Raw genomic sequence first — 25725 nt, 5'->3', positions numbered from 1 at the left:
CATCACCTCACGGGAACTCTATTATGTGGATCACGGGTACCTTCCATAACTCCCACTGCCCAGTCCTTGCATCATACCTCGAGTTAACGAACGCATGCCAATTATCATCATCCAGCGCCGGGTAGTCCGCCCTGACGTAGTAGCCAGGCCACCTGGTCTCCTTCCTAAACAGCATGTGCCTTACCACGGCCTCCGCAGTCAATATCCTATGCCAAAGCTCCCAAATCCTCATTAACTCATGCCAGTCTTGAGCAGCAGCATACCTTATGAAGTCCTCCTTAAGAAATTGCAGTAGTTCTAAGCCCCTATTGAGCATGACTTCGTTGGTCATGTAATAATTGGACCAACCACCTGCGCATTCATCCATTATCTTCTGAAGCCTAAACAGGCCTTGTTTCCAATACATCTTGGTCGGGTCTACCGGGTGCATGTAGCTCGGGCCCGTAACCACGTTGTACTTACCCTTCTCCCAACGCTCCAGTGGCTCCATTATCTTAGCTATTAACGAGTCAACCTGTGTCTTATCAACCTCCACCTTCTCATCACTATGATCCATTATGTATAGTACGGCTGATTTACCTGCTAACCTACCTTCGGTAAATGAACCACTGCTAAACTTATGTGGGTTAGCGCCGCATGCATCACCAGCGCAGAACAAACCGTCGAGTGTTGTCATCCTATTGTAGCCCCAGTAGTACTGGTATCTTCTATCATCAGGTAAGCCCTCGATCTTCTTAGGTGCTAAATCATCAGGGCCGCTGGCCCACGCACCGCACTCAGTGGCATGGCTGCCCATTACGTAGGGCTCCGTAGTAATTACTTCGTAAGGTCTCTCTGACGGCTCATGATTCTGCCCAGCCCATATGACCACCTGGCTTATTGTCATGTCCAGGAAGTCCTCATAGGCTATTGCCTCACTCTCCGTGCCTTCTTAACTGTCTCGTCAGTCCTCATTAGGCTTGGGCCACGGCCAGCTATCCACTCAAGGCGTTGGGCAAAGACCCTAAGTGTTGTTGGTGTTATTGGTAAATCGACATAGTTACCCTTACCGCCGTATAACTTCCTAATCTCATCAATGTGTGGCTTCCAGAAGTCCTGCCCGTAGGCATTGCTAATCCTCGTCTTTAATAATAGCTGATAAGCACCCACTGGTCCATAGCCATCCTTGAACCTGGGGACTACGAACCTTGCCTCCATCATTGTCATGACCGCCCCAGCCTCAATCAGCATACCGTATGAGGAGGCCGAGGACCATGGTGGGTACCAACTCCTGCCAAGCCCCTCACCCTGCGACCTCGGCCTATAGATTTGTGAACCACCTCCAGCAGCAAGTATTGTCGCCTTTGCCCTAAATACATAGAAGGTGCCATCATTCACGTTGAAACCTATGGCACCAACAACCCTGTTAGGATTGCTCGGGCTCTTCAGTAAGTGGGTCACCATTACCCTATTGAATATATTCTCGTCACCAAGGGCCTTTCTAGCCGCCTCAGCCACTATCGGCTTGTAAGACTCCCCATGAATCATTATCTGCCACTTACCCTCCCTCACGTAGCATCCAGTCTTAGGCTCGGGCCATATCGGTAAGCCCCATTCATCGAATAGGTGGACTGTTGAGTCAACGTGTCTCGCGTAATCGTAGACGAGGTCCTCCCTAACAATGCCCATTAAGTCGCCCCTAACGTACTTCACGTAGTCCTCCACGGTATTCTCCTTGCACTTGAGCCCCAGGTACGTGTTTATTGCCGAAAGCCCCATCGCCACCGCGCCGCTCCTATTAATGTTGGCCTTCTCGGCGAGCACAATCCTGCAGTTCCTGCACCAATACCTCGTCTCCCACGCAGCTCCACTACCAGCCATTCCACCGCCGATAATTAGGATGTCCGCGTCTACGTACCTAACCCTCACCATGCTCTCACCCCCTCACCTCGGCCTTAACCACCTCAGGAACTTTCATCCTGGGCAGCTCAACACCTAGCTTATTACCGCCAAGCTGCTCATGCTCGCAGGATAGGTACGGCGTCCTCAGGAACTCCTTTGGTGGCTCTGGGTACTCTGTTGGTGGCTTTATTGAGCCCCAGGGCGTCGTCCTTATTGGGAATACGAAGTACTTAACCGTGCCATTCCTATACCTAATCGTCCAGTAAACCCTGTTCGTCTTCTCATCCCTATAAACCTCAACCGCACCACCCATTGGTGTGAAGTCCATGTAACCCCTGATCTGAACGGCGCCCTGTGGGCAGTGCTTAACGCAATTGTAGCACTCCCAGCAGGATTCTGGCTCTGCATTATACGCCTTCCTGCCGAATATTCCTGATTTCGTGAACCTCATTATGTGGCTTGGGCATATGTTGACGCAGTCCCCACAACCCGTGCACTTAGCTGGGATTACGTAGGAGGGCATGCCCACCACCTCAGGCGCTCACCTTACTTGAATGACTCGGGTGATGAGAATGCAGTGCTTTCTCCGCCAACTCACCGCTCCACGGTCCAAGCAGCCTAGGCTCCACGCCCTTCCACGTCCTATACCTATCATAGAGCTGCCATATGTACATGTATATTGCATGGCCAAACTTAGTCCAGGGCATTGTGGCGAACATCATCGCCACGAGGAATATGTGCATGCTAAATGCCGTGGCTAATGCATAGTAATTAGTGGGTATCGTCAACTCAACACCCATTACGGCAAACCCACTTAGTGACACGAAGAATGCCGTCCAGAGGAAGAAGTCAGTGACGGCAGGTTCACCTATAGGCCTAGTCCCCTGCCACCTGGCAATCATCATTAGTACAAATCCAATTATTATCAATACTCCACCAACGGCGCCAGTACCAATGACGGCATACGGACCCATGGTCCAAGCTTACCACCCGGTATAAAAGCCACGAGACCAGGTACGTCACTCGTAACCCACTCATCATAGATAAAGCCTAATACCGTCGATATGGCCGCAAACACGAAACCCCACCAAACCAGTGCATGGGCCACAGCCTTAATCCTAGGCTTACTGAGGTATGATGACTGCGTGTGACATGAAGTCATTGGAGCACCATAGAATGGGTATAAAAACGCCGTGATCAAGCCAGCGATAAAGGCGCCAGCCGAGCTCCAACTCCTCGTTGGCCCCTTTATCGGCAGTACCGTACTTAGATTTGAAAGGGCAAGCACGCCTCTACTTATCTCAACCGCGAAGCCTATCACCATCTCTATGACCAGGGCTATGGCGCCATATATTATCCACACATGCGGTATTGGTAGGTACAGCTCAATCATCAACCAACATATTACCTTAGTTAAAAAAATCATTTATTCCACATGGATTGTGAAAGCTTGCATGATAGCATATAAATTATAATATATAATAATGAATACAGTTAAATATAATATTAATTCTTAAATCATACTCACAATTAATTATATAATACTTAAATTTCCCCCAACAAATATTAATATTTTTCGAAATATAACAATTAATTTCAATCATTTTACTAGATTTGAAATATCTCTACTCAATTCATTAATTAACCGACAGCGATTGTCGCATGATGAATACGTTAATGCGCAGTTCTTTTCGCATAGTCTACATAGGTAAATGTACAGCATCTTACTATCTTTATAATACCCCACCAGGAATGAGCTATTACCGAGTATTATGTCTGGTCTTTTAATATTTGATGTGTTACTTATTATGCTGTTTACCAGGTAGTATATTGATACGTTCTTTACGTTGGTTATCGTTATCTCATCAATAAGCTTATTACCTATTGTTGAGTCATTAACTAATGCGCTTAGTGTTGTTATCATTAGTGTATCTATGTTTTCAATTAACCTTAAGCTCTCACCCTTAACCACGTATGGTAATATCATTAGTATTGATACTAACTTATGGTTATCATAGTTCCTAAGATTCCACTTAATCCTAAGTTTGCTTAGTACGATATTATCATCAAGACACCTATAGGCTAGGCACGCCAGCAATCCCTTTACCGTAACATCATACACATGCTTCCCGTTCAACCTGTCATTAGACTCCTTAGCCAGTATCAGGTTGTTTTTAACCATGTACTTGGCCTTCTTATAAATCGATGAGATACTGTATGGAGTCTCCCTGGAAACCCTGTACAGCGTGACTGGCCCCCTCATGATTATGTAGGCGAGCATGCTATTCATTACATCATCATAATCAACACTCACAAGCCTTCGAAGCTCCTGTCTCAGGCTTTCTGGAATTAAGTCCTCATCGCTGGAGATTGGTTCGCCATATTTCATTGAATGCCTATGTATATTCACTTGCTATAAAACCGATTGCTTAGTGCAAAAAAATGCACCGATGTTGGTAAAATGTAAATGATAATTTTCCCATGGAAAAATGTTAATTAATATTTAAATGAATTCAGACAACTAGTGCCCTATAGACGAGATCCATAAGCCCTGAATACTTAATCTCCTTACCATACATCTTATTGAGATATGGAACAACGTGGCTAAGCTGCGCCTTGCATATTGAGCAGGGCCTAACGATCCATTGCGCGTTCTTCTTAAGTGCTTCCTCATACCAAAGTCTCGAATATTGCGTAACTAATGGCACTACCTCATCGGTTAAGTTTCCTCCCTGACCTCCACAACACCAGGTCCATGATCTATTATGATCAGGGTCAACCCACTTCTTGACAACGTGACTTAGTATAAACCTTGGTTCCTCAGTTAAGTCTCCTCCCCTTGCATATTGGCATGGATCCTGGTACATATAGACTATATCGCCATTAGCCTCGGGGTTCAGCTTAATCTTTCCCTCCCTAATTGCCTGAGCAACAAGGTGGTGTATATGCACAAGTTCTATTCCATATTCTTTAAGTCTTGGTAGCGTATAATTCTTATGGGCTCTCCATGCATGCCCACACTCACCAGCAATTACTAGCTTTACGCCTAACTCTCTGGCAACATTAACATACTTTTCCGCTAACCCCTGTAAATGCTTAGGATGCAGGAACAACCCAAAGTTAGCTACCTCCGCGGCCTTTGTGCTCAGTGTATAGTCTATACCAGCGGCGTACAGGAATAGTAAATAGCCCTTAAGGGTTTCCATATTCATGAAGTAATCGGCTGATGATGGTAACAGTAAGGCGTAGGCTGGTTCGTCAATCTTAACCTTAAGTTCGACTCCCTTTTCCTGCTTTATCTCCTTAACTACGAAGTCGATTATGGACTTAACAGCACCTGGAGTTAAATTCATGTTATTACCACTCTTCCAATGAGCATCCACCGTTAACGCCGTGAACCTAGATGCCATACCTATCTCATAAAGTATTGCCCTAACGACCCTAGTCACGTCGGTCTGCTCAACACCAAATGGGCAGGCATAGCCGCACCTCCTACATATTAAGCAAAGCCAATAATACGTATACACCTTCTTTATATAATTCATGTCAATCTTCTTAACGGCACCAACGGCCTTACCAAACAACTTACCGCTGACCTTATCTGCCTTAATTATGGCCCTTATTAACTCAGCACGTCCAACCGGTGAGTTATAAGGATCACCTGTCGTTATATATGTTGGGCAAGCATTCATGCATTGACCACAATGAACACATACTTCCACCGCCATCCTAACATTCTTGTTATTATTATATTCCTCAAGCAGTCTTTTCCTAAAATATTCAATTTTCTCTTCATCGGTAATTGCCGTTTGCTTAAACTTAATGGCCTCATGAAGCCTCGAAATCAGCTTTTCGTCAGCCATGTAGTGCATGAAGTTTGATGCATCACCCCATTTGAATGGTCTTTCCTTAAATACCTTATCGTATGCCATGACCAATCACCTCACTTTGGGTACCCTTACCTTTATTGCCGGTCTTGCTATTGTTGGCATGAAGAGGAATGAGAATGGATGCATCATCTTACTCCATGGGAAGTATGCAATGAATATCATGGCAAGTAACGCATGCACCTGAAGTATTGGATAGCTCATTATTGGCTCAACATTTGGGTGAAGCGTGACCAAGGACCACATCCATTTACTGATTACGTCGACATAGGCTGGATTATACGGTGTTATACCAAGTGTTTGGTAGAGACCAAAAATCATTATTGCCAATAATATCGCTAATGCGAAGTAATCATCGAGGAAACTGAACATGCGTAACGGTATATACACCCTGTACTCATTCATAACTTTCACCGTTACTGTTCTTCCAGTTATTCTCCTTATGGTTAGGATAAGCAAGCCTAATAGTGCTACCGTACCTGCTGTACCACCTACGTATAACGCAATTACGTGATGAAGGCTTGGCGTTAATCCAAACCACTCTTCTAAGTACGTACCTGGAATTATTATGCCGAGATGCCCTATTAATGCAATCCAAATCCCCCAGTGAAATAGGAAGGAGCCTATGAACAATGACTGATCCTTATCTCTACCGGGCAATGTGTAAAAGATGAATATTCGCTTAAGAACCTCTATTGTGGTTGAGCCCCAGCCATCTCTATAGAGACAGACGTTGGCGTTGTAGAGTCCTACTAATCCTTTAGCTGATACCCATGTAGCCATCCTATAAATTATACCCACTAAGAATATTATCACCACGGCGTATGGAATATATCCGTAAAGAATAAGGTAGAGCTCGTTCATTGATCATATCGTTCTAGGAATAATAAAAAAACATTATTTCACGTGGTATGGATAAAATGAAATAAAAAGCATGATGTCGTTTAATATAATAATGAGTAATGATGAAAATGAAGGTGAGGAAGTACTCGAAATAATAGGCAGAGCTAAAGAAGCGGGTTTTATTGAGGAAATCAGTATCTCCGACGCAATTGAGGATATTGCAAAATCAACGGGTGAGGAAGTCAATATAATATTGTATATACAGGGCAGTGCACCCATATTAATAAATGCAGCTAAAGAGGAAGGTTACGTATCCCTTGCTCTACTCGACTTAGGTCTCGTAATAAATATTAATCTTGAGGAATACTCTGCCGTTGCACAATCTTTTACGGATCTTGAGGAAATAACTACGAGAATAGGTTATGAGCTTTATGGAGATAGGTCAATTGCGCCATTTTTATTTCCACTTAAGCTAAATGTAAAGGATAAGAGGGCAACCGTTATTTGTGGAATAAAGGCGGTAATTACTGAGAACTTATTTAATGAGAATTTCATAGAGGGTTTGATAGATGATTTAGAACTTAAATATCCTGAATATCTTGCAAACATTTTAAATAATATTGAGGTTACCAGGAAAGAAGGATAGAGCCCTTAGCAATTTCAAAGAGATCCTTTGGTTCAGCGATAATTACGCCATCTATAAGGTCTTCCTTTTTAACATTGAAGCCCTCCATGGCAACCTTACATGCCATAATCTTAACATTACTTTTTACGGCTTCTCTGATCATATTTCTCGTGACCTCGCTCAACTTTTCAAACACGCTCTTTTTAGCTACCAATACTGAGTGGAGGGCTAAATATATGAAAACATCATAACCTAAGGATGACGCAATTAATGAGAGCCTTAATACTGCCTGAATACGATCCTCCTCTGAAGGAGACATTGTTGTGAAGAAAATAATTCTATCCTTCTTCTCACTCATTAATAAATACAATACCCATTCCATTTTTACTCTTATTTCACATATATCGTGAAATAACCTACTCCTTTTTAATTAGGAAGTCAAGGTAAGGCTCCTTTAAATCAACCATCGCATTAACCACGAGTTCCGCTAAGCCGCCATAATGAATATTATAAAACTTTGTTGCGTTATAATGCATTAATAAATCCCTCAACTCCCCCTTACAGTTAGAGCAAGGTGCGCACACGTATTTAGGTATCTTCGGATCTATGACGTCCCTAAACGCCTCAAGTATTTGCTTGAACTTCATCCTTGATGCCACCTTCACCCTCCACTCGGTGAAGTTCATTGAAGTCATGATGGCGAACCCACTACCACCGCCGCAGCAGTAATTATATACGCCATGCGGCTCCATCTCCCTAAATAGTGGGGCAATTCTTCTAAGGATCTCCCTCTGCGGCTGAACTATTCCTGCTAATCTAACTATGTTGCATGGGTCATGTAGTGTAACTGGGAAATTATTCTTACTAGGGTCAAGGTTTAGCTTATTACTTAATACAATATCCCTTAGCAACGGAAGAACGCTCTCCCTTGGTATCCTGTACTCGCCCTGAAGAATTCTATCCGCGACAACAATAAGTGCCTTGGTAGCATGGCCACACTCCCCAATGACTATTTTCTTAACATCTAATTTTCGAGCAACCTCAACATGTCTAAGAGCTATTCTGGCAAGTTGAACGTCATCATACCAAACACCGTAATTAACCGCGTCATAACCAACTAACTCACTACTTAATGTCCAGCTTATACCTGCCTCCTCAAATATTATGGCATATGCTGCTGGGTTTTCAGGCCATGATAAGTATTCACCAGCGTTATGAATAAGGAGTATATCAGCACCTTTCTCATCAACTGGGATCTTAATTCTCTTACCCGTTTTCTCGTATATCAGGTCTTCCATGTACTTAACCATGTTAAGAAATGCCTTAGGATTCATGCCTGTTGAGGAGCCGGCCTTTAATTGAAGCATTGTACCTCTTTCATGAAGTGGTTTCGGTGCTATTCCTAATTCCTGGGCAAAGAGTTTCCTTATTTCATGGGCTATTAAACCATTATCTATGCCAAGTGGGCAGACTTGAACACACCTTCTACATAGTGTGCATCTATATGCCAGTTCTCCTAACCTCAGTATTGTGTAAATGTTTAACTCAATATCGGCTCCAGGCTTTTTAGCTATATACTTATTATAGAGCCTTCTAAGTATCTCGGACCTGTACGTTGGTCTGTATATTTCCTTCCTACCACTAGCTATGTATATTGGGCATGCCTCAGCACAGTTTTGACACTTGGCGCAATATTCAAGGGCTAGTAAAAGTGGTTGTAAGAAGGTCCAGTTATCGCTTTTAGATGTTAATTTCCTTAATCCCTCGAGGAATTTTTCAATTAACTTACCTTCCTCATCCTTATTCTTTGGCTTCCACGGTATGTCTATCGCAATATAACCATCAAGTTCAGTAACGTAACTCTTACTCCACTCCGGTTTCGGCTCTGTCATTGGAGGTTCCATGCCTGGTTTATCGTATGGAGGAGGCAAAGGCATTAGGTCTGTAAGGCTTAGCTTAACCAATTGACCACCGAGTTTACTAATGTCCTTGATCCTAATTATAGTATGTTTATCACCCATTCATCATCACCCTGATGCATTGTTAATCCAGGTATCGCCAGACTTAATATGGGGATCACTCCAGAACAGCTTTAGTTTAAGAAGCTCCTGTATTTTTCCATCTAATTGTCCCATGTTTGGTTCATCATCCCAAAGCACCTTATGGTAAGTGAAGTACTTACCGATGAAGTGCGTAATTTTTGAGAAGGGTATGTAGGCAATAATAATCTGAACTATAGCAAGGTGTACTATGGTTATTACGTTTAGGTATGGTGGTGGTAATAATGGATTAATTAAGCTACTCATGAATTCCCTAGCTAAGTTAAAACTTGGATCAAAAAACCATGCTAATAGACCACTCATTAACGCAAGTAGTACGAGAATTAAATTGAAATAATCAGGTATTGTTGTATAATCCCTCAGCACAGGACTAACTAATCTCCTAACCAATAACCCTAAGCCTCCTACTATGGCGAGAACGTCGCCCACTATACCAATTATTATAGTAACGTAATATACGAATATGGCCCAGGGGTTCATAGATGGTATGGGTATGCCTATGTACGTGGTCGTAATTGCGCCCAGGAATATTAAAATAAACCAAATTAATATTAAGTATATACCCAAGTGGAATGAGTATGAGAGCAACCATAGTCTCTTATTGCTTCTATATATCCTCACTATAAAGAGCATTTCCTTGAACATCTCTTTAAGCTCCCCAAATACTGAGACCAAACGTCCCTTAAGCCACCAATTAACCTCCTCAAGATAACTACCACCATACTCAGCCTTAAGTACCTCATGAGGAACTGGATAGAGCTCCCACCTTAGGTGTAGAGGCATTGAGGACCACTTCCACCATTTATATGCGATACCAATTACGAAAATTATAAACGAAATATACGATGTATATTTAAATACTAATGCATAGATCATACGGTCCTGTTACTTCATTAAATTTATTTATCCTTTATTTCACATGTTTCAAGTAATATACGTGCCACGTGTAATAAGCCTTTTCAAAACAATAACTGAATTGCCTATGATAAGGCATGAGCGTAGAAACCTCCCCAAAATCGAGTGACCTAGAACGTGGCATGAAAATGCTTGAGTACCTCGAGAGAGGGCCCTGGCCCAGCTACGTAACTGAACTTAAGAAGACGAAGTACCCAATCGAGGCTTATGCCGAGGGCTTGGCTAGAAAGTACACGCCCTGGCTTAGTGGGTCCTTTAGGGTTAGGTACGTGTTTAGTGGCATATTGGCTAGGAGGAGTAGGGATGGTAAGTTCGTGGAGATTCACTTCAGGACATACGCACCTGCCGGCAGGTTTTACTCAACAAGCTACTTAAGGAAGGTCGTCGAGGTCGCCAAGAGGTATGGAATTGGCTTAGTAGAACTTGGTGGTAATACAGGTGCATTAGTCATGAACATGATTGCTGAGAAGGCTGATGAAGCCGTTGACGCTATTAGAACAATAATGGGTAGTGACGTTGGTGGTTCCGGTGATACATTTAGGGAGTTCTACGCATGCCCTGGGCCAGCCCTTTGTGAGTTTGCATTATATGATACATTACATGCTATGGACTATGTTAGGTCACATCCAGCGGTTTATAGGTACCTCAATACGCAGATGTTCCCATATAAGATAAAGTTTAAGTTTAGTGGATGCCCGATGGACTGCGCCACGGCTAACTCAAGGTCTGACTTCGCATTAATTGGTACCTGGGTTGGGCCGCCCGAGGTTGATCAGGGATTGTTTAGGAAGATGGTTGAGGAGGGCAAGATAAACCCGAAGGAGATTGTTGATTCATGTCCATCAAAGGCAATTACCTGGGATGAGGAGAGGAAGGAGTTGAGAATAGATGGCTCCAAGTGCCTTAAGGCCATGAATTGCATTAGGAAGGCATTCCCAGCAATAAAACCTGGTAGGAATAGGAAAATCGCGCTCCTTGTGGGTGCTCATGCTCAGGGTCACTTTGGTCCTAAGCTTGCCAGGGCTGTGGCTCTCCTGGACTCGATTGAGGAGGTCATACCATTTGCGGTAGAGCTAATTAATAAGTATATGGAGCTAGCACCACGTAGGCATAGAATTGGCGATATGATAATTAGGAGGGGGTTCAAGGTCATTAGCGAAGTTGCTGATAAGACCCTGCCCAATAAGCCGAAGGGTATGCCGTCTACGCACCTAAGGGTTTCCATTGGTGCTGTTTTGACAGATGATGAGAGGAAACTGTATGAGGATTGGTCAAAGCAGTTGGTGAATGAGTATTTTGGGAGTAGTTCAGGTACGAGGTGATGGGCATGAGCCTAACCGTAACCCCCGAACCTAGGGACAGGATGAACAAGAGATTGCCAATACCATTCTCCACCCAACTACCTGAGATAATTAGGAATAACTATGGTAAGTGGATTGATAGGAGGCTCCATGGTAATGGAATTATTGAACACATATCAGAGACTGGTGATAAGGTGTTCACCGTGAAGGTTGGTTTACCGCCAAACAGCAGGGTGAGCATCGATACGCTTGAGAAGTTTATAGAAATTGCTGATAAGTATGGTCTCGGTGTTGTTAGGGCTACTAGGGGTATGAACCTAGAATTCATAACGGACAGCCTTGATAAGGCGCTGAAGATTAAGGAGGAAGTTGAGAAGTTGGGCTTCCCAGTGGGTGGTTGGGGCGCATCGCTATGGCACATAACATCATGTACCGCTTATTTAACCTGCACAACGGCTGTTGTTGATGCACCCTCAATAACGCAGGTACTTTACAATCACTTAAAGCCATTCTTTACAGGTGAGGAGAAGCTACCGGCCAAGCTAATGATCTTCGTGGCCGGCTGTCCCAACGTATGTGGTGGTACATTAGCAGGTGACATAGTTATTGTTGGTCATTACGGCCAAGCACCAAGGCCCGACCCAGAGAGAATAAAGTTCTGCCTACCAACCAGCGCTGAGGCCCTTAAGAAGGCAGTGCCTGACGTGGCCGCGGTATGCCCAGTCGGTGCCATTAAGGTATTTGGTAAGCCAGATGGTTCAGTGGGTATTGAGGTTGATGAGAGGAAGTGTATAGCATGTAGTAGGTGTAAGAACGTGTGCGACTACTTTGATTGGGACCCATCAAAGATTGGCGTGGCCATATTCGTGGGTGGTAAGACGAGTAATACAGGCACAGGTCCGAGACTGCCCTATAAGGTCATTCCATGGTTACCCGTTAACCCGCCTGAGTATAGGGAGATAGTTGCCGCTGTTAGGAAGATTATTGACATATGGAGGAGGGAGGCTAACCCTGGTGAGAGACTTGGTGACTTCATTGATAGGATCAGCATTGATGAGTTCATGAATAAGTTGGGTGCGCCGAGGACTAGGCATAATAGGTGTGAGGAGATTTCCTGGAACTTTGGCGTTAGGCAGTTTGTAACGTATATGTAAGTTTAATGATGCTGTTCTTTAAAATAATTAAAAATTATCTTATATTTTACGAAAATAATTTAATGAAACGACCAATATGATAAGCATAATTTTAGCACCGCCAGAGGTTGAGTATATTAAATATTTAAGGGAGATAGCGTATCATTATGATGTTTTCATCGCTGAAGTCCCTAATATTGAGGGTGTTAGGCGATATTTAAGGGGTGAGATTGATTTTAATCAATTGCTTTTTGAAATTGAGTACTTTGATGCCGATTATTCTAGGGAGTTTTATAAGATGTTAAGGGATTTGGTTAGCAATGGTATTAATGTAATACCTATTGACCCTTATAGCTTAATTGGTATGAATATTAGAGTTAAAGCGCTACTTAATGAATTGAATTATGAATCACTGAGTAATGAGGAGAGGTATGTAGCCTTTATGGAGTTAAAAATAGCCGAGGCATACAGGGGTTATAACTCGGCATTACTAAGGGGTGACTTCGAGAATGCCGTGAAGTACATATTGAGGTATGCGAGACTTGATGCGGAGAGAATTAAGTTTAGGTCTGAATTAAGGGCTAGGGAGATAGTTAGGTTATTACATGATTTGGGTATGTCCTGCGACGTGTTGGTACATGCGGATCATTATAATGAGGTCCTCGTGAAGTACCTAAGTGCAAAGTTGACATGTACGCCTAGCGTCATAAGGCTTAATGACGTGGTGAGTAGGAGATTAGGGTTGAGACCATGGGCATCCAGGGGTTAGGCTGACTAATAATTACGTGTATGGAACAACCATGAGTGGAGATGAGGAGTACTTACTCGCATCCCGGGCACTGGTTTATACGATGGTTAAGGCAAGGATTTTTAGGAGGATTAATAGGACGTTGCTTGGTGATAAGGCTGTATTGATAGATAATTCAATAAGGAGGTTTGTTTATAAAATGAATGTTAATGAGACTAGGGATATTTTTAGGAGGTTAACGATGCCGAGGGGTATGTTTAGGATTAAGGTGTGAGGACATGGGCTTATCACGATAATTTACACATGCCACGTGAAATAACCCTTTTTATAATACGCCACGTTGATTATGCCGGTGGTAATATGCCGGTCACGTGTCCAGGGGAGTATGAGGTGAATGGGAAGAAGGTAATACTTGATGAGGATTGCTTCCTACAAAACCCGGAGGTTTGGGATGAGAAGGTTGCCGAGTGGATGGCCAAGAACCTAGAGGGTATTCAGCAAATGACGGAGAGACATTGGAAGGTAGTTAGGTACCTAAGGCAGTACTGGGAGACCTACGGCGTATGCCCACCAATAAAGATGCTCCTAAAGGAGACCGGGGAAACACTCGAGGGTATATACGAATTATTCCCAGACGGGCCAGCCCACGGAGCATGCAAGGTAGCAGGGGCGCCAAAGCCAACCGGATGTGTATAATCAAATTATAATTAAACAAAATTAAATTAAAAATAATTATGACCTCACAAACTCACTGAATAACTTATTAACCAACGATAGGACCTTCTCGGCATCACTAAGCGCCCTCTCGGCATCTATCCTAGTATACAACTCCTCAGGCGGCACACCACTCTCCTCATCACCATACATCGAGAACTCCCTCTCCTTCCTCAAGCTCCTCGATATTGACGCCAACTCGTCAATATACTCCTGAAACCACGCAGGGAATTTACTCCGCTCCCTCCTAAGGACTGGACCAACATCATGCCACCGAGGCGGCTCAACGCCGACTATCCTTAATGCCGCCTTAAGCAGCAATTCAACAGCCTCCTGACACTGCCGAACCACATACGGGTAATTACCACTATTCAACGCCTCCCTAGCATGCTTCAATCTCTCCACAGCTTAATTCATATGCGACCTGCCATATCGAGATTATCCAATCTCAATCACCTCCCCAAACCTATAATCCCTCTTCAAGACCCAATACCAAGCCCTGTCACTAACCCAAACCCTCGTTGCGCCAAGCTCCCTCAACCTATTAATCAACCTCGTGAGCACTCCCTCGAAGAACGAATCCTTATCGTAAACGATTACGGCATCCTCAGTCATGTCCAGGTAAATTGGTGAGAACATCCTCGCCTCATCCCTCGTCTTTATTAACGGCGATAACGCAATGGCGTAACCCCTCTCCATCAACTCGTCAAGCAGTGGCTGGATCTCATCCTCAGCTCTCTCAAACAACCTAATCCTCTCGGAGATGGGCCTCGGCAATTCCTCAAAGACCACGAGCATGTCTATGTCACTATCCATTCGCGGATTACCCCTTGCAACACTACCATAGATGACCAGCGAGACCAGGTTATCGCCATACAACCTAATCAGTGCATCCAGTAACTTCTGGATCACGGTCCTGTAAGGCTCCTTGATTAGGCCCAAATCCTTCCTAAACATGTCGAGTTAAACCCTAGTTAAAAATAGGGATTGAGGATTTAACCTTAACGCGTCGATGACGGGCATCACAAGGATTTGTAGACCTCCCTGCCCCTATCAGTCATGTGTATTATCGTTGAGTAACCAACTATCTCAAGCCTAACCAGGCCAAGATCCTCAAGCCTATACAGTAAGTCCATGACGTCATTAATGCTGAAACCAGCAATCCTAAACCGCTCAGAGACCTCCTCAAGCTTAACACTATCCTGACCCTTCTTATCACAGGCATCACCAATAATCCTCAAGACCGTCCTCTCCCTATCACCCAACTCCACAGACATTACCTTACTTACTACATAACTTATTAATAAGGATTTTTATATTTAGACCAATTTAATCAAATACATATATTTAATATTAAATATTGCTGAATTAATACGATAAATCAGAACAAGAACCAACTTATTAGGACTTCGGCATAACCCTTTTAAGTCCCGTAGAGTCATACCCGTGACCACCAATGCCATTGAGTAGGGATACTAGGTACATCAAGTCGATAGGTGGTAGTGTCTCCGTAATTGGGATGGGTACCTGGGGCATGGGAGGCGGCTTTTGGACACCGGACTACTCAAATGACGAGGGATGGATCAAGGCATTGAGGAGGGGCATTGAATTGGGCATGACATTAATAGATACTGCCGAGATGTATGGCGGGGGTCATGCTGAGGAACTTGTGAGCAGGGCAATAAAGGGCTTCCCGAGAGAAGAGCTCTTTATTGTTACCAAGGTTTGGCCCAACCATGCACGTTATGACGACGTGATTAAGTCCGCCAGGGCCAGTAGGGAGAGACTTGGTACGTACATAGACCTCTACCTACTCCATTGGCCGGCTCCCGACGTGCCCATCTGCGAGACTATGAAGGCTTTTGAGAAGTTGATTGATGATGGTGTGGTTAGGTTCGTGGGCTTGAGCAACTTTGATGTTGATGGAATTGAGAGGGCTCGCCAGTGCTTCAGTAAGTATGACATTGCCGCGGTCGAGAATAGGTACAGCCTACTTCACAGTTGATGAGGTGTCGGTGATACCCTACGCGCAGAGGAATGGTATGCTCTACCTGGCATACACACCCCTCGAGAAGGGTGAATTCGCAAATAATGAGTTCCTGAGGGGCATTGGTAATAAGTATGGTAAGACCGCTATACAAGTCGTGCTTAATTGGTACATCGGCATTGATAACCTGGTTCCAATACCCAAGGCTGGCAGGATTGAGCATGTTGAGGAGAATGCGGGTGCCATGGGCTGGAGGTTGAGTAAGGAGGATTGGAATGCGATTAGTAATCACTTCCGCAGGGTTTAGCAATGCCGAGGGCTTCAGTAATTAGTAGGTACATGGGGGTAGCATCGCTGGCGCTGTTGACCATAGGCTTAATACTGCTGGTATTGCCATCAAATCAGGGCACGCTCATCACCTACACATGCATAAATGGTGAGTTAAGGGGCAATACAACCTGCGTATTTCCCCAGGCAGTTAAAATCAATAATTACGTAATTGGTAATGCACTGATATCAATAAATAACGGACAACCCGAGAGGTTGATTAATGGCTCAATAACGGCGAGTAAAATCACGTTAATATCAGTAATGAGGTACATTAAGGTTATTAACGAGACGCAGGTCACTTTTAACATTTACAATCCAGTGAGTAAGTGGGTTAACATCACATTGCCAGGTTCATGCACCCTCACGATAAACGCCACGATAATTGGTAGTGGGTATGTGTCGATTACAGTATTGAGTAATGGGAGAGTAATCGACTATACGCCATACACATATTCACTATTCATAACAACGCAGGCTAGTGATGGATTGGACATATTTATTAGGCCGGCGGTTACGTTGTCCTGTCCCTGTATACATACGATAGTTAACGTAGTGATTAACGGCACATGCATTAAACATGGTAATGCATTCGTTAAATCAATCGCCTATATTAAGGGTGGCAATACGGTTGGTAATCCTTACAAGTCGTATGCGCTAATATTTCTATTACTTTCCTTAATTTTACTTGCGGTTTCGTTGGTTCCGAGGATTAATTAATAACCTATGGGGCATAAAGCATTTATAATTTTACCTAACCAGCAAAAGTTGATGCCCAATATCAATGAGATAATTCAGGAGGAGAGCAAGAAAATAGTGAATAAGTATCTTGAGCAAATAAATGAGAGGATAAACAGGGCTAAGGAGGAGCTTCTGAGGAAGGTTGATGAGATAAGGAACATTAAATAACAGGTCCGTAGAGCTTGACCACGAAGTCCCTAGGCACGCCCTCAAGAAATGCATTCAGCAATGCAATGACTAGGTCGCTCTCGACAAACTTAAAGTGAACGGCAGCCAGGGCGGCGCCTGGTGAGAATTCCGTGAATAACGATATCATGGAGTTCTCAAGATCCCTAGCAAACCTGTAACTAAACGGGCCAAGGTACTGAACTAACAGCCTTAGGTCTGAAGAACCTGCAACCTTGATTAACTGATCTACCGATGTAAAGACCGAGGCTACTTCCTCAAGCATCCTCGTGGGTGACTCGCCGTATATCTTTACGGCAGTATTAAATACGGCGCCTGAACGTATTGCTAACTCATTAACCAATTCCTGCGATATGCCCCATAGCTTACCCCTCAATATTACATTAAGGTTGTAGAACTCTACGAGATCCTTAATGAACCTATTAACTGAATAATCAACCTTCGCAAAATGTGTTAAATATTCTATAAAGGCTTTATCGATGAGAGTGTCGAGGAGCATGATGCCGTACTGAGGATACTGCTTACTAACCTTTAGGAAACTATCAAGTGCTGGGCCCGCCGGGTGTTGAATTTCTATTAGCTTATTACGTAGATCCTCAATGTCCCTAACGCTCATGATTGCCGCCAGCACATGCCTTCTACCTAGTTCTTCCTCCACGGTAACATTAACCAGGTTCTCCATGGATCCACCACCCTCTAATCCCCTCGTTAATGACTTTGCAATTACCTTAACATTCTCAAGCTCAAACCTCATCAGGTATGACTTAAGCACTGTTGATGCTGGGGACGGTACTGATGATGCCAATGAACTTATCGACTTAATAATGTGAGACTTAATCTCATTAGTTACCTGGGCCTCATCAACGATCTTACCCAACCTCTCAAGAATTTCGCCATACTCAGTACCTTTTAATACATTTACGGCATCCTCAAGTGTCTGGGCTAGTATTAACGCATTCAATTTATCCCTGCTTAAGTACCTAGCCCTTAACCCCCTAACCCTAGGACCAAGCGCCGTGAGCTTAACTACGTAATTACTAGACATCCCGCCTACTCACCAATCAACGCCTTAACAACCTCATCAACAGTTTTATCAATTGCACCATTCACCCTCTTCTTAAATTCCTCAAGTTCCTTACGCAGTTGCTCTGAGTACTTGCTCACCTCAATCTCAATCTCCCTAGACCTACCCTCCCTATACTCATTGATAATCCTCTTTATGTATTCCTCAACCTCACCCTGAACCTTAACCTTAACCTCATTTATCAACTTGGCAATCTCAGCATCACTACCATCCCTTAACTTGTATATCTCATCAACCTTACTATCAACCTTCCTGAGAATATCATAAAGTCGTTCTAGGGACACGATAGGGTAGTATGATTGAGACTTAAAAATATTATTGCACCATTAATGATGGTGTTGCGATTTAAGCAATCACTGTAATGATAAAATATGGCAAATACCTTAAAAGCATCCATGAGGATCATGCCATGTGGATACTAGGGATATCGTGAGGGCTTTCAGGCTTGTGAGCATTGTGTTATACGTAATTATCATAGTCATAACGATAATCCTGGGTGGTGTGGCGTTATACCTCGCCATTAGGGATATCGCGTCTTTGGCTCCATTCACCTCGGTATCTGACGTGAAAATACTCGGCGCGTTATCTGCTGTGTTTCTCGTGGTCATAGCGCTGGAGTTCGTGGACATGTTCCTTGAATACATTAGGACGGGCACTGTCGTGGTTGATTTAGTGCTTGCCGTGGTGCTTACGGCGATTTCGAGGGAGTTACTCCTTTACATAGCTTCGCCAGGCGCCTCCTTTAGTTATGGCGTGTTGTTGGTCGCCAGTATATTGGTCCTTGCGTTGGCGTATTGGTTGGTTAGTAGGGCGAAGATTACGTCACATGTTGGTTAGCTCGAGCCTCCTCGGCATTTCGGGTAGTAAATTCCTAATGCTGTAGAGCGTCTCATACTCATTTATGCCAAGTCTCTTCATTATATTGATTATAGCGCCCTCAAGCACGTCCCTATTAACGCCGTGTATCATGAAGTAGCAGTTATAGGGCCATGAGCCCAGGGTTATTTCCCTGAGCACCACGTGGGTCGTCTCCTCCATTAATGCGGCTCTCTCGCATATTTCGGGCGTTGCCTTAAATACGACCATGGCATTCTCCCTAAACCCAATCTTATCTGAGTCCAGGGTTGCGTAGAAGTCCCTTATCACGCCCGTCCTCATTAAATTGCTAATTAAGTCCCTCAACCATCAACATCAACGCCGGCTAGGTTGGCGATTTCATTGAAGGGCTCCTTCTCAATGCCTATGGACCTCAACCTCCTGAAGAACTCCATTGGGAGCCCCGTGGATTCTATGGACGGCACATTAAGTGGCAGTATTGCCGCCTTCGTGCGCGACACGCCACTCACTAGGTCGAACTTAACATCTATTTTATAGGTCCTAAGTGCGGTTAGGGCCACGAAATCACCAATGCCAAACCTGGATAGGGTATTGGAGACCTTCGCCACGAGCTCCTCCTTACTCCTGGCCTTGGTTACGAACCACACGTTGTACCTTGGGTGATCCCTAACGAAGTTATGCGAGACCTGTGGGTCGGAATTCACGGCCCTAGCAACCTCATCGATTAATTCATTTGGCACGTTAGCCCCAATCAATGCGGAGACTAGGCCCCTGGACCTGTAATTCACGAGGGCGCCAATTCTCTTGATAACGCCGTTATTCACCAGATTCCTCGTCTCACTTATCACCCAATCCTCATCCTCATCAAGTCTCTTGGCTATGTCTAGGAAGGGCCTTTTAGTTATTGGGAAGTTGTACTGAAGCTCCATTAACAATGCCCTTACTTTACCATTAAGCTCCACAGGGCATGCCTCAGTACCAAATTTAAAAAAGTGATTTGCGTTTGCGCTCCGGTGAATAACTGTTATATAGGGTTTAATTAAAATGCGCATTGTATGGAGGAGTATGATTCACGCATCATAAAGGCCCTCGTTGATTTAGTAAGTAAGAGTAAGGGTAAGAGGGTTACGATTAAGGCTAGGTCATTACTGAAGTTCGCAGGTCTCAACGATAAGCACTCAGACATACTAAAGACGGCTAAGGTCCTCGGTAAGCTTGCCAGTGATGGTTATGTCAGGGTTGAGAGCACGAAACCAATTAAGACCAGGTCTAGGGTCCTTAGGTACATAATTACCGAGAGTATGGAGCTGTGGAGGTTGGCTAAGGAGAACCCAGACAATGCGGTTAACATATTGCTGAAGAGGTTAAGGGATTTAAGTAATTACGGTGAAGTGCAGGCCTAGGCGTGAATGGCGGGCGAAGCCCATACGAGGAAAGAAGTAGAGATCGTTAAGGGGCATAGGCTTGACCATCAATTATACAATTACCTCCTACAATACTTCTCAGAAAGCGAGTTAGAAAGCATTTTCGAGAGTATTAGGAGACCGCCTAGTAGGTACTACGTCAGGGTCAACACCCTTAAGATAAGCCCTGAGGATTTAATGAGGACATTACGTGACAGGTCCATAGACGTTTACCCCGATGAACATTTACCCGAGGCGCTGTGGTTCCCGGTTAAGGGACCCAATAAGGTACCATCGGCGCGTAAGTACGTACTCGCCGACAAAAAGGCCTCCGAGAGCGTTTACGTGGGTGCCAACCTATACGTGCCCGGCGTAATAAAGATGGATGGGGAGGTAAGGAAGGGTGATGAGGTTAACGTCATAGCCCCCAACGGTGAGGTTGTGGCATTTGGGATAGCCGAGGTCGGTAGTGATGATATTAAGAATGTTAGGCGAGGTATTGCTGTTAGGACCATAGTCAGTGTCTACGGAATGCCCAAGGTTAGGGAGATGAGGGAATACGAGATGGGCCTATTCTATGATCAAAGCCTACCGGCCCAGTGGGTTGGCCGCGTAATTGATCCAAAGCCCAACGAGGTTATTGTTGACATGAACGCGGCGCCGGGTGGTAAGACGAGCCACATGATACAGTTAAGCGGTGGTAAGGCTATTGTTCACGCGTTTGATAGGAGTGAGGGCAAGGTTAATGAGTTAATCGAGGCCCTGAGTAGGCTCAGCATGGACAGCTTTATAGGGTTGAGGTTAGGGATACTAGGTACCTGGACATTGATAGGCCCGACCTCGTTGGTTCCACGGATAAGGTCCTAATCGACCCACCCTGCACAGACGTGGGCGTTAGGCCTAGGCTCTTTGACGTGAAGACCATGGACCTGGTGAGGGCTATGTCGAATTACCAGAGACAATTCATCAGGGTTGCGTGGAGACTGCTGAAGCCTGGTGGCGTACTGGTATACTCAACATGCACAATACCACCGCTCGAGAATGAGGATAACATAGACTATGCTGAGAGTCTGGGCTTTGAGGTTGTTGATATAAGCATACCCAACGCATCTGGTGGGTTAATCGATAAGTATGGGGACTCAGTCGTTAGGTTTTACCCGCACATACACGACACACCAGGCTTCTTCATAGCCAAGCTCAGGAAGCCCTCTTGAAGGCATCAATAAGCATTGGCTTTAGCAGGTTCACCAAGTCCCTGACGCCGACCCTTATCAGCGTGTTCCTGGAACCACCACCGCACAGCACATAATCATTCTCCAGTACCGATGGATCCATGATAACTCTATGCGATAGGACCCTCTCACTAAGTGGCGTCACCGCACCAACATCGACGCCCAGGACCTGCCTAACCTCTTTGGCCCTAGCCATGGTCACCGGCTTACCCAATGCCCTGGACAACCTATCAAAGTCAATGATGTTATCACCCCTAACAACCGCCACAACATACTCATCACCAGCCCTAAGCAATAACGTCTTAACTATCCTACTCATCGGCTCACCACTCTCCCTAGACGCGGCCTCAACAGTTTCAACCCCACGGTTAAACTCAAGCACGTCAACAATTAAGCCCATGATGGTCTCCTTACGTGTCCTAACCACGATACTTAATTAGCGAGTTATCTTTAATATTTTAATATGAGTGGTTACGTACTCACATCAGTAATTATGTCCGTGGACATAGTCACTAGGGAGTTCAGGGAATTCTTTAATGAGAAACCTGCCTTGGTAGCCTCAGCACCTGGTAGGCTGGACTTCCTAAATACGCACCAGGACTATAAAGGATTGCCCGTCGTGGCTGTGGGCATTAACCTGAGGACCTACATAGCCATTTCCAAGTCGCAGTACGAGTTCGTAGTGGCGTCGGGTAATTTAAGGGATGAAGGTGTAAAGTACATCGACAGGTTCTCATTAAGTGATTTGAAATTGATTGGTGGTAAGTGGTTCGGTGACTACGTTAGGGCTCTCGTGATGGCATTCATGAGACATGGCTATTCAGTTAGTCCTTTTAAGGCGTGGATACGTAGTAACGTGCCAATAGCATCGGGACTCGGGAGTAGCGGCACATTGCTTGTGGCGTTGGCCTCGGCAATTAACGCTATTAATGGGTTTAACCTTGATAGGAAGCTATTGCCGAGATTGCCTATGAGACTGAGCATGATGTTATGGGTATACCCTGTGGTAGGCTTGATCAGTATGCGGCCGCCTTCGGCGATATAGTCGTTATTGAGACTAAGCTCCATACAACGTTGAGGTTCTACCACGCCTTAACGGGGTGTTCCTGATCGTGGATACGGGCATTAGGCATAGTACTGCGGATATACACCCAAGGCGTCAGCAGGAGATTGATGATGGTCTCCGTGAATTACTTAGTATGAGCATACCGGGGAGTTTAAGGGGTAAGCTTGGTGCCATTACTGGGAGGTTCGTTGGGATGAGGTGAGTGAGGATGAGATACGTCAATTCCTCGATGGACTTAATGAGATATCGAGAAGGAGGATATTGTACACGTTGAGGCTAATGAGAGTACGAGGTTGGCATTGAGGGTTATTAAGGGGGAGGCCGTTGATATTAAGGACTTAGTTAGGGTACTTGGTCTGAGTAATGCTGAGGTGGATAGTTTGATCTCTCGTTATGATTGGAGGGAGGCGTTAATTGGTAAGGTCATGACATATCAACATAGGTTGCTCAGTGAGTATTATGATGTTAGCCTACCCGTGATAGATGAGCTCGTTAACTTCCTAGTGGGTGAGGGTGCCTATGGAGCTAAGCTATCCGGGGCTGGCTTGGGTGGCTCGGTTATTGCGCTCATTAGGGATGAGACCATGGCTAAGGAAATATTGAGCAAGGTTTTGAGTAGGGGGTTGGCTCCGAGGGGTTGGGTCGTTAGCATAGACGGTGGGGTGATGGTGCATGGTCAATAAGCCCGTTATGGAGCTTAGGTGGGACCCGACGCTCAGGGAGTGGGTCCTGGTGTCCAACATTAGGCGCTTTAGGCCGTGGCAGCCAAGTAATTACTGCCCATTCTGCCCTGGCAATCCGGAGACTGGTTATGGGTGGAGAGCCTTAATACTCGAGAATAGGTACCCAATGCTCATGGAAGATCCACCAGAACCAAGTAATCATTGGTTCTATAGAACGGGCAGATCGGTGGTAGGTGCTACGTGGTTGTTGAAACCCCTGAGCACAACATTGATGACATTAGTGATTTACCCACTGATCAAATTGAGTACGTATTAAACCTAATAATTGATAAGGTGAGGGAGGAGTCAGGTAAGGACTACGCGCATTACTTCCTCTGGTTTAGGAATAAGGGTAGGGAGATTGGGGTTTCGTTGACTCATCCGCATAGTCAAGTATATGTTTTGCCGTTCACGCCAAGTAGGGTTGAGAGGGAGCTCGAGAGCTCAAGGGAATACTTCAATAATCATGGTAGGTGCCTATTCTGCGATATATTAAACGCAGAGCTTAAGGATAGCGTAAGGCTGATTTACAGCAATGACTACTGGGTCTCATTCATGCCCTTCTATTCACATTGGCCCTTTGAGGTTCACATATACCCGAGGAGACACGTTCAATTAATCACTGAATTAACTAGGGATGAAGTTAGGGGCTTGGCTGAAACCCTTAAGGTGTCGCTGTGTGGTTTAACGCATGTGTTTAGTAAGTCCATGCCTTACGTACTGGTGCTTCATCAGGCGCCGTTGAAGGGTTATTACCCGTATTATCACCTGCATATTGAGGTTTACGGGATACTGAGAGATGAGGATAAAGTTAAGTACGCAGCCGGTATGGAGACGGGCGGCGGTAATTTCACGTATGACTCAGTGCCTGAGGAGAATGCCCAGAGGATCAGGGATTCGGTCATTAGGAATTGTACTCATAATAATAGGTAAATTAGCTGCGTTAGGTTTTTAATGAATTCCATTTCTTACGGTTCGATGAGCAGCGCATTTAAGATATCAGTCACGAAGATGGACTTTGGAGTTAGTGAGGAGTTAACTGGTAAGGTATATGATACGATAATAATTGGCGGAGGACCGGCGGGCATGTCAGCGGCCATTTATGCAGCTAGGTATGGCATGAGCACGATAATAATTACTGAGGAAGTTGGTGGGCAGGTTGCCAAGGCTGGTTGGGTTGAGAATTACCTCGGTTACACAAGGATAATGGGTCCTGACTTAGTTAGTAAGTTTGAGGAGCACGTTAAGTACTACAACGTGCCAATAATCATCGATTCCGTGGAGAACGTGGAACGTGATGGGGATCTATTTAAGGTCTACACGATGAACGGTGACGAGTATACTGCGAGGACCGTGATACTCACGGTGGGTGAGAAGAAGAGGAAGCTCAACGTGCCCGGTGAGGACACATACAATGGTAGAGGCGTTAGTTATTGTGCACCTTGTGATGCACCCCTGTTTAAGGGTAAGGTCGTCGCGGTGGTTGGTGGTGGCGACTCAGCGGCGTCAGCCGCGTTGTTACTGACTGAGTATGCTAGTAAGGTTTACTTAATACATAGGAGGAATCAATTAAGGGCTCAGAAGTACTACCAGGACTTGCTGCTCAAGAATCCTAAGATAGAGATTATCTGGAACACGGTGGTTAAGGAGTTGCAGGGTGATAAACTGCTGAGGAAGGCAATACTGCAGAGGGTTGACACGAGGGAGACCTTCGAGTTACTACTCGATGGATTGTTCGTGGAGATAGGCGCAGAACCGCCGGTTGATTTATTTAAGAGGATTGGGCTTGAGCTATCGCAGGATGGCTACATAAAGGTCAACAACCTAATGGAGACGAGCATACCCGGCATCTACGCAGCCGGTGACTGTGTCGACTTAACGCCAAGGGACTTCAGGCAGATAGTCGTGGCCGCTGGGCAGGGAGCGCTCGCAACGTATTCAGCCTATAATTACATCATTAAGAAGTACGGATTTAACAGACACTGACTCGAAAAGAAAGTTTATTTATTGAATTTATTAATGTCTTATTTTTG

Annotated in this window: 35 protein-coding genes and 2 pseudogenes; 19 read left to right on the top strand and 18 right to left on the bottom strand. The window is 44.8% G+C overall.

All coding sequences use genetic code 11. The annotated features are described in order from the left end of the window. Window positions 1-7 precede the first annotated feature (7 nt). The 7 genes and pseudogenes from aprA to JCM14467_RS09145 all read right to left on the bottom strand — a co-directional run bounded on the left by aprA (window position 8) and on the right by JCM14467_RS09145 (window position 6632). A pseudogene (aprA, locus tag JCM14467_RS09170) lies at window positions 8-1911 on the bottom strand (adenylyl-sulfate reductase subunit alpha). Window positions 1912-1915: 4 nt separating this feature from the next. After that, window positions 1916-2404, bottom strand: a complete 489-nt coding sequence (gene aprB / locus JCM14467_RS09165; RefSeq protein WP_054849954.1) for an adenylyl-sulfate reductase subunit beta — start codon at window positions 2402-2404, stop codon at window positions 1916-1918. Between the two features lie 10 nt (window positions 2405-2414). Then, window positions 2415-2855 (bottom strand): hypothetical protein, encoded by a 441-nt coding sequence (locus JCM14467_RS17535; RefSeq protein ID WP_252901245.1) that lies wholly within the window; start codon window positions 2853-2855, stop codon window positions 2415-2417. Continuing rightward, complete coding sequence (locus JCM14467_RS17530; RefSeq protein WP_252901244.1) at window positions 2807-3274, bottom strand: hypothetical protein; 468 nt, start codon at window positions 3272-3274, stop codon at window positions 2807-2809. The genes JCM14467_RS17535 and JCM14467_RS17530 overlap by 49 nt, the downstream gene beginning before the upstream one ends. Window positions 3275-3481: 207 nt before the next feature. After that, window positions 3482-4270 carry a hypothetical protein gene (locus JCM14467_RS09155; RefSeq protein ID WP_054849898.1) on the bottom strand — a complete coding sequence of 263 codons (789 nt, stop codon included), beginning with the start codon at window positions 4268-4270 and terminating at the stop codon, window positions 3482-3484. Between the two features lie 124 nt (window positions 4271-4394). Further along, on the bottom strand, window positions 4395-5813 hold the full coding sequence (locus JCM14467_RS09150) for a (Fe-S)-binding protein (RefSeq protein WP_252901287.1): 1419 nt from the start codon (window positions 5811-5813) through the stop codon (window positions 4395-4397). Between the two features lie 6 nt (window positions 5814-5819). Then, window positions 5820-6632, bottom strand: a complete 813-nt coding sequence (locus JCM14467_RS09145; RefSeq protein WP_054849897.1) for a respiratory nitrate reductase subunit gamma — start codon at window positions 6630-6632, stop codon at window positions 5820-5822. A 91-nt stretch (window positions 6633-6723) separates the two neighbouring features. Here JCM14467_RS09145 and JCM14467_RS09140 point away from each other — a divergent pair, with 91 nt between their 5' ends. Next, the gene (locus JCM14467_RS09140) at window positions 6724-7257 is read left to right on the top strand and encodes a hypothetical protein (protein ID WP_252901243.1); all 534 of its coding nucleotides are present in this window, start codon (window positions 6724-6726) and stop codon (window positions 7255-7257) included. Here JCM14467_RS09140 and JCM14467_RS09135 read toward each other — a convergent pair. Genes JCM14467_RS09135 through JCM14467_RS09125 form a run of 3 tightly spaced genes read right to left on the bottom strand, consistent with a single transcriptional unit; the run spans window position 7238 to window position 10079 of the window. Then, window positions 7238-7594: a DsrE family protein gene (locus JCM14467_RS09135; RefSeq protein ID WP_054849896.1), complete on the bottom strand. Its 357-nt coding sequence runs from the start codon at window positions 7592-7594 to the stop codon at window positions 7238-7240. The genes JCM14467_RS09140 and JCM14467_RS09135 overlap by 20 nt on opposite strands. Window positions 7595-7652: 58 nt before the next feature. Then, complete coding sequence (locus tag JCM14467_RS09130) at window positions 7653-9257, bottom strand: (Fe-S)-binding protein (RefSeq protein ID WP_054849895.1); 1605 nt, start codon at window positions 9255-9257, stop codon at window positions 7653-7655. A gap of 6 nt (window positions 9258-9263) precedes the next feature. Then, window positions 9264-10079 carry a respiratory nitrate reductase subunit gamma gene (locus JCM14467_RS09125; protein ID WP_252901242.1) on the bottom strand — a complete coding sequence of 272 codons (816 nt, stop codon included), beginning with the start codon at window positions 10077-10079 and terminating at the stop codon, window positions 9264-9266. A gap of 254 nt (window positions 10080-10333) precedes the next feature. Between JCM14467_RS09125 and JCM14467_RS09120 the strand changes: the two genes are divergently transcribed. From JCM14467_RS09120 to JCM14467_RS09100, 5 genes are all read left to right on the top strand, one after another. Then, window positions 10334-11533: a sulfite reductase, dissimilatory-type subunit alpha gene (locus JCM14467_RS09120; RefSeq protein WP_252901241.1), complete on the top strand. Its 1200-nt coding sequence runs from the start codon at window positions 10334-10336 to the stop codon at window positions 11531-11533. After that, window positions 11533-12666 carry a dissimilatory-type sulfite reductase subunit beta gene (gene dsrB, locus JCM14467_RS09115; RefSeq protein ID WP_054849892.1) on the top strand — a complete coding sequence of 378 codons (1134 nt, stop codon included), beginning with the start codon at window positions 11533-11535 and terminating at the stop codon, window positions 12664-12666. Before JCM14467_RS09120 ends, dsrB begins: the two co-directional genes overlap by 1 nt. A 76-nt stretch (window positions 12667-12742) precedes the next feature. After that, the gene (locus tag JCM14467_RS09110) at window positions 12743-13414 is read left to right on the top strand and encodes a hypothetical protein (RefSeq protein ID WP_054849891.1); all 672 of its coding nucleotides are present in this window, start codon (window positions 12743-12745) and stop codon (window positions 13412-13414) included. 31 nt (window positions 13415-13445) lie between these two features. Then, on the top strand, window positions 13446-13667 hold the full coding sequence (locus JCM14467_RS09105) for a hypothetical protein (RefSeq protein WP_054849890.1): 222 nt from the start codon (window positions 13446-13448) through the stop codon (window positions 13665-13667). An 86-nt stretch (window positions 13668-13753) separates the two neighbouring features. Beyond that, window positions 13754-14089, top strand: a complete 336-nt coding sequence (locus tag JCM14467_RS09100; protein ID WP_054849951.1) for a TusE/DsrC/DsvC family sulfur relay protein — start codon at window positions 13754-13756, stop codon at window positions 14087-14089. A 36-nt stretch (window positions 14090-14125) separates the two neighbouring features. Here the strand turns inward: JCM14467_RS09100 and JCM14467_RS09095 are convergent, their stop codons facing one another. The 3 genes from JCM14467_RS09095 to JCM14467_RS09085 all read right to left on the bottom strand — a co-directional run bounded on the left by JCM14467_RS09095 (window position 14126) and on the right by JCM14467_RS09085 (window position 15384). Next, the gene (locus JCM14467_RS09095; RefSeq protein ID WP_252901240.1) at window positions 14126-14512 is read right to left on the bottom strand and encodes a HEPN domain-containing protein; all 387 of its coding nucleotides are present in this window, start codon (window positions 14510-14512) and stop codon (window positions 14126-14128) included. Window positions 14513-14545: 33 nt separating this feature from the next. Further along, the gene (locus JCM14467_RS09090; RefSeq protein ID WP_054849889.1) at window positions 14546-15064 is read right to left on the bottom strand and encodes a nucleotidyltransferase domain-containing protein; all 519 of its coding nucleotides are present in this window, start codon (window positions 15062-15064) and stop codon (window positions 14546-14548) included. A 65-nt stretch (window positions 15065-15129) separates the two neighbouring features. Continuing rightward, a complete protein-coding gene (locus tag JCM14467_RS09085; protein ID WP_054849888.1) occupies window positions 15130-15384 on the bottom strand; it encodes a hypothetical protein in 255 nt (84 codons plus the stop codon). Between the two features lie 179 nt (window positions 15385-15563). Here JCM14467_RS09085 and JCM14467_RS09080 point away from each other — a divergent pair. From JCM14467_RS09080 to JCM14467_RS17525, 3 genes and pseudogenes are all read left to right on the top strand, one after another. Next, window positions 15564-16401: pseudogene (locus JCM14467_RS09080) on the top strand (aldo/keto reductase). A 2-nt stretch (window positions 16402-16403) separates the two neighbouring features. Next, window positions 16404-17141, top strand: a complete 738-nt coding sequence (locus JCM14467_RS09075) for a hypothetical protein (RefSeq protein WP_054849887.1) — start codon at window positions 16404-16406, stop codon at window positions 17139-17141. Between the two features lie 51 nt (window positions 17142-17192). Beyond that, window positions 17193-17330, top strand: a complete 138-nt coding sequence (locus tag JCM14467_RS17525) for a hypothetical protein (protein WP_252901239.1) — start codon at window positions 17193-17195, stop codon at window positions 17328-17330. Here the strand turns inward: JCM14467_RS17525 and JCM14467_RS09070 are convergent. Both JCM14467_RS09070 and JCM14467_RS09065 read right to left on the bottom strand, forming a co-directional pair. Continuing rightward, window positions 17323-18393 carry a V-type ATPase subunit gene (locus JCM14467_RS09070; protein WP_054849886.1) on the bottom strand — a complete coding sequence of 357 codons (1071 nt, stop codon included), beginning with the start codon at window positions 18391-18393 and terminating at the stop codon, window positions 17323-17325. The genes JCM14467_RS17525 and JCM14467_RS09070 overlap by 8 nt on opposite strands. A gap of 5 nt (window positions 18394-18398) precedes the next feature. After that, window positions 18399-18716, bottom strand: a complete 318-nt coding sequence (locus JCM14467_RS09065) for a hypothetical protein (RefSeq protein ID WP_054849885.1) — start codon at window positions 18714-18716, stop codon at window positions 18399-18401. Between the two features lie 127 nt (window positions 18717-18843). Here JCM14467_RS09065 and JCM14467_RS09060 point away from each other — a divergent pair, with 127 nt between their 5' ends. After that, on the top strand, window positions 18844-19269 hold the full coding sequence (locus JCM14467_RS09060; protein ID WP_054849884.1) for a phosphate-starvation-inducible PsiE family protein: 426 nt from the start codon (window positions 18844-18846) through the stop codon (window positions 19267-19269). Here JCM14467_RS09060 and JCM14467_RS20070 read toward each other — a convergent pair. Both JCM14467_RS20070 and JCM14467_RS20065 read right to left on the bottom strand, forming a co-directional pair. Next, complete coding sequence (locus JCM14467_RS20070; RefSeq protein ID WP_342765511.1) at window positions 19255-19590, bottom strand: hypothetical protein; 336 nt, start codon at window positions 19588-19590, stop codon at window positions 19255-19257. The two genes, JCM14467_RS09060 and JCM14467_RS20070, sit on opposite strands and share 15 nt — an antisense overlap. Before the next feature lie 20 nt (window positions 19591-19610). Continuing rightward, a complete protein-coding gene (locus tag JCM14467_RS20065; RefSeq protein WP_342765510.1) occupies window positions 19611-20231 on the bottom strand; it encodes an Lrp/AsnC family transcriptional regulator in 621 nt (206 codons plus the stop codon). Window positions 20232-20324: 93 nt separating this feature from the next. On the opposite strand from JCM14467_RS20065, the gene JCM14467_RS09050 reads away from it, so the two are divergent. The 3 genes from JCM14467_RS09050 to JCM14467_RS17520 are packed head-to-tail and all read left to right on the top strand — an operon-like array spanning window position 20325 to window position 21886. Continuing rightward, window positions 20325-20672, top strand: coding sequence for a hypothetical protein (locus JCM14467_RS09050; RefSeq protein WP_054849883.1), 348 nt, complete (start codon window positions 20325-20327; stop codon window positions 20670-20672). A 6-nt stretch (window positions 20673-20678) separates the two neighbouring features. Next, window positions 20679-21539, top strand: coding sequence for a PUA domain-containing protein (locus JCM14467_RS09045; RefSeq protein WP_252901238.1), 861 nt, complete (start codon window positions 20679-20681; stop codon window positions 21537-21539). Then, a complete protein-coding gene (locus tag JCM14467_RS17520) occupies window positions 21491-21886 on the top strand; it encodes a hypothetical protein (RefSeq protein WP_342765514.1) in 396 nt (131 codons plus the stop codon). The genes JCM14467_RS09045 and JCM14467_RS17520 overlap by 49 nt, the downstream gene beginning before the upstream one ends. Here the strand turns inward: JCM14467_RS17520 and JCM14467_RS09040 are convergent. Beyond that, a complete protein-coding gene (locus JCM14467_RS09040; RefSeq protein WP_054849882.1) occupies window positions 21870-22331 on the bottom strand; it encodes an aminoacyl-tRNA deacylase in 462 nt (153 codons plus the stop codon). The two genes, JCM14467_RS17520 and JCM14467_RS09040, sit on opposite strands and share 17 nt — an antisense overlap. A 36-nt stretch (window positions 22332-22367) precedes the next feature. Here JCM14467_RS09040 and JCM14467_RS20460 point away from each other — a divergent pair, with 36 nt between their 5' ends. The 6 genes from JCM14467_RS20460 (at window position 22368) to trxB (ending at window position 25678) form a co-directional block, all read left to right on the top strand. After that, the gene (locus JCM14467_RS20460; protein ID WP_252901237.1) at window positions 22368-22949 is read left to right on the top strand and encodes a galactokinase family protein; all 582 of its coding nucleotides are present in this window, start codon (window positions 22368-22370) and stop codon (window positions 22947-22949) included. Between the two features lie 55 nt (window positions 22950-23004). Then, complete coding sequence (locus tag JCM14467_RS20455; protein ID WP_252901236.1) at window positions 23005-23172, top strand: hypothetical protein; 168 nt, start codon at window positions 23005-23007, stop codon at window positions 23170-23172. A gap of 91 nt (window positions 23173-23263) precedes the next feature. Further along, window positions 23264-23653 carry a hypothetical protein gene (locus tag JCM14467_RS20450; protein ID WP_252901235.1) on the top strand — a complete coding sequence of 130 codons (390 nt, stop codon included), beginning with the start codon at window positions 23264-23266 and terminating at the stop codon, window positions 23651-23653. Beyond that, entirely contained in the window at window positions 23643-23969 is a 327-nt protein-coding gene (locus tag JCM14467_RS20055; RefSeq protein ID WP_342765509.1) for a hypothetical protein, read from the top strand. Before JCM14467_RS20450 ends, JCM14467_RS20055 begins: the two co-directional genes overlap by 11 nt. Continuing rightward, window positions 23894-24625, top strand: coding sequence for a galactose-1-phosphate uridylyltransferase (galT, locus tag JCM14467_RS09030; RefSeq protein WP_342765508.1), 732 nt, complete (start codon window positions 23894-23896; stop codon window positions 24623-24625). The genes JCM14467_RS20055 and galT overlap by 76 nt, the downstream gene beginning before the upstream one ends. A 45-nt stretch (window positions 24626-24670) precedes the next feature. Continuing rightward, window positions 24671-25678 carry a thioredoxin-disulfide reductase gene (trxB, locus tag JCM14467_RS09025; protein WP_054849881.1) on the top strand — a complete coding sequence of 336 codons (1008 nt, stop codon included), beginning with the start codon at window positions 24671-24673 and terminating at the stop codon, window positions 25676-25678. The last annotated feature ends 47 nt before the right edge of the window (window positions 25679-25725 follow it).

Origin of the sequence: Vulcanisaeta sp. JCM 14467 (assembly GCF_001316245.1) — an archaeon.
Taxonomy (GTDB): Archaea; Thermoproteota; Thermoprotei; order Thermoproteales; family Thermocladiaceae; genus Vulcanisaeta.
The sequence above is the reverse complement of the archived record's forward strand: the minus strand, read 5'-3'. Positions and strand labels throughout refer to the sequence as shown.

Bases quoted from the DNA above. Each gene is read 5' to 3' on its own strand.
- aprB (WP_054849954.1), bottom strand. From the start codon at position 2,404: ATGCCCTCCTACGTAATCCCAGCTAAGTGCACGGGTTGTGGGGACTGC.
- JCM14467_RS17535 (WP_252901245.1), bottom strand. From the start codon at position 2,855: ATGGGTCCGTATGCCGTCATTGGTACTGGCGCCGTTGGTGGAGTATTG.
- JCM14467_RS17530 (WP_252901244.1), bottom strand. From the start codon at position 3,274: ATGATTGAGCTGTACCTACCAATACCGCATGTGTGGATAATATATGGC.
- JCM14467_RS09155 (WP_054849898.1), bottom strand. From the start codon at position 4,270: ATGAAATATGGCGAACCAATCTCCAGCGATGAGGACTTAATTCCAGAA.
- JCM14467_RS09150 (WP_252901287.1), bottom strand. From the start codon at position 5,813: ATGGCATACGATAAGGTATTTAAGGAAAGACCATTCAAATGGGGTGAT.
- JCM14467_RS09145 (WP_054849897.1), bottom strand. From the start codon at position 6,632: ATGAACGAGCTCTACCTTATTCTTTACGGATATATTCCATACGCCGTG.
- JCM14467_RS09140 (WP_252901243.1), top strand. From the start codon at position 6,724: ATGAGTAATGATGAAAATGAAGGTGAGGAAGTACTCGAAATAATAGGC.
- JCM14467_RS09135 (WP_054849896.1), bottom strand. From the start codon at position 7,594: ATGAGTGAGAAGAAGGATAGAATTATTTTCTTCACAACAATGTCTCCT.
- JCM14467_RS09130 (WP_054849895.1), bottom strand. From the start codon at position 9,257: ATGGGTGATAAACATACTATAATTAGGATCAAGGACATTAGTAAACTC.
- JCM14467_RS09125 (WP_252901242.1), bottom strand. From the start codon at position 10,079: ATGCCTCTACACCTAAGGTGGGAGCTCTATCCAGTTCCTCATGAGGTA.
- JCM14467_RS09120 (WP_252901241.1), top strand. From the start codon at position 10,334: ATGAAAATGCTTGAGTACCTCGAGAGAGGGCCCTGGCCCAGCTACGTA.
- dsrB (WP_054849892.1), top strand. From the start codon at position 11,533: ATGGGCATGAGCCTAACCGTAACCCCCGAACCTAGGGACAGGATGAAC.
- JCM14467_RS09110 (WP_054849891.1), top strand. From the start codon at position 12,743: ATGATAAGCATAATTTTAGCACCGCCAGAGGTTGAGTATATTAAATAT.
- JCM14467_RS09105 (WP_054849890.1), top strand. From the start codon at position 13,446: ATGAGTGGAGATGAGGAGTACTTACTCGCATCCCGGGCACTGGTTTAT.
- JCM14467_RS09100 (WP_054849951.1), top strand. From the start codon at position 13,754: ATGCCGGTCACGTGTCCAGGGGAGTATGAGGTGAATGGGAAGAAGGTA.
- JCM14467_RS09090 (WP_054849889.1), bottom strand. From the start codon at position 15,064: ATGTTTAGGAAGGATTTGGGCCTAATCAAGGAGCCTTACAGGACCGTG.
- JCM14467_RS09085 (WP_054849888.1), bottom strand. From the start codon at position 15,384: ATGTCTGTGGAGTTGGGTGATAGGGAGAGGACGGTCTTGAGGATTATT.
- JCM14467_RS09075 (WP_054849887.1), top strand. From the start codon at position 16,404: ATGCCGAGGGCTTCAGTAATTAGTAGGTACATGGGGGTAGCATCGCTG.
- JCM14467_RS17525 (WP_252901239.1), top strand. From the start codon at position 17,193: ATGCCCAATATCAATGAGATAATTCAGGAGGAGAGCAAGAAAATAGTG.
- JCM14467_RS09070 (WP_054849886.1), bottom strand. From the start codon at position 18,393: ATGTCTAGTAATTACGTAGTTAAGCTCACGGCGCTTGGTCCTAGGGTT.
- JCM14467_RS20070 (WP_342765511.1), bottom strand. From the start codon at position 19,590: ATGAGGACGGGCGTGATAAGGGACTTCTACGCAACCCTGGACTCAGAT.
- JCM14467_RS09050 (WP_054849883.1), top strand. From the start codon at position 20,325: ATGGAGGAGTATGATTCACGCATCATAAAGGCCCTCGTTGATTTAGTA.
- JCM14467_RS09045 (WP_252901238.1), top strand. From the start codon at position 20,679: ATGGCGGGCGAAGCCCATACGAGGAAAGAAGTAGAGATCGTTAAGGGG.
- JCM14467_RS20460 (WP_252901237.1), top strand. From the start codon at position 22,368: ATGAGTGGTTACGTACTCACATCAGTAATTATGTCCGTGGACATAGTC.
- JCM14467_RS20055 (WP_342765509.1), top strand. From the start codon at position 23,643: ATGGTCAATAAGCCCGTTATGGAGCTTAGGTGGGACCCGACGCTCAGG.
- trxB (WP_054849881.1), top strand. From the start codon at position 24,671: ATGAGCAGCGCATTTAAGATATCAGTCACGAAGATGGACTTTGGAGTT.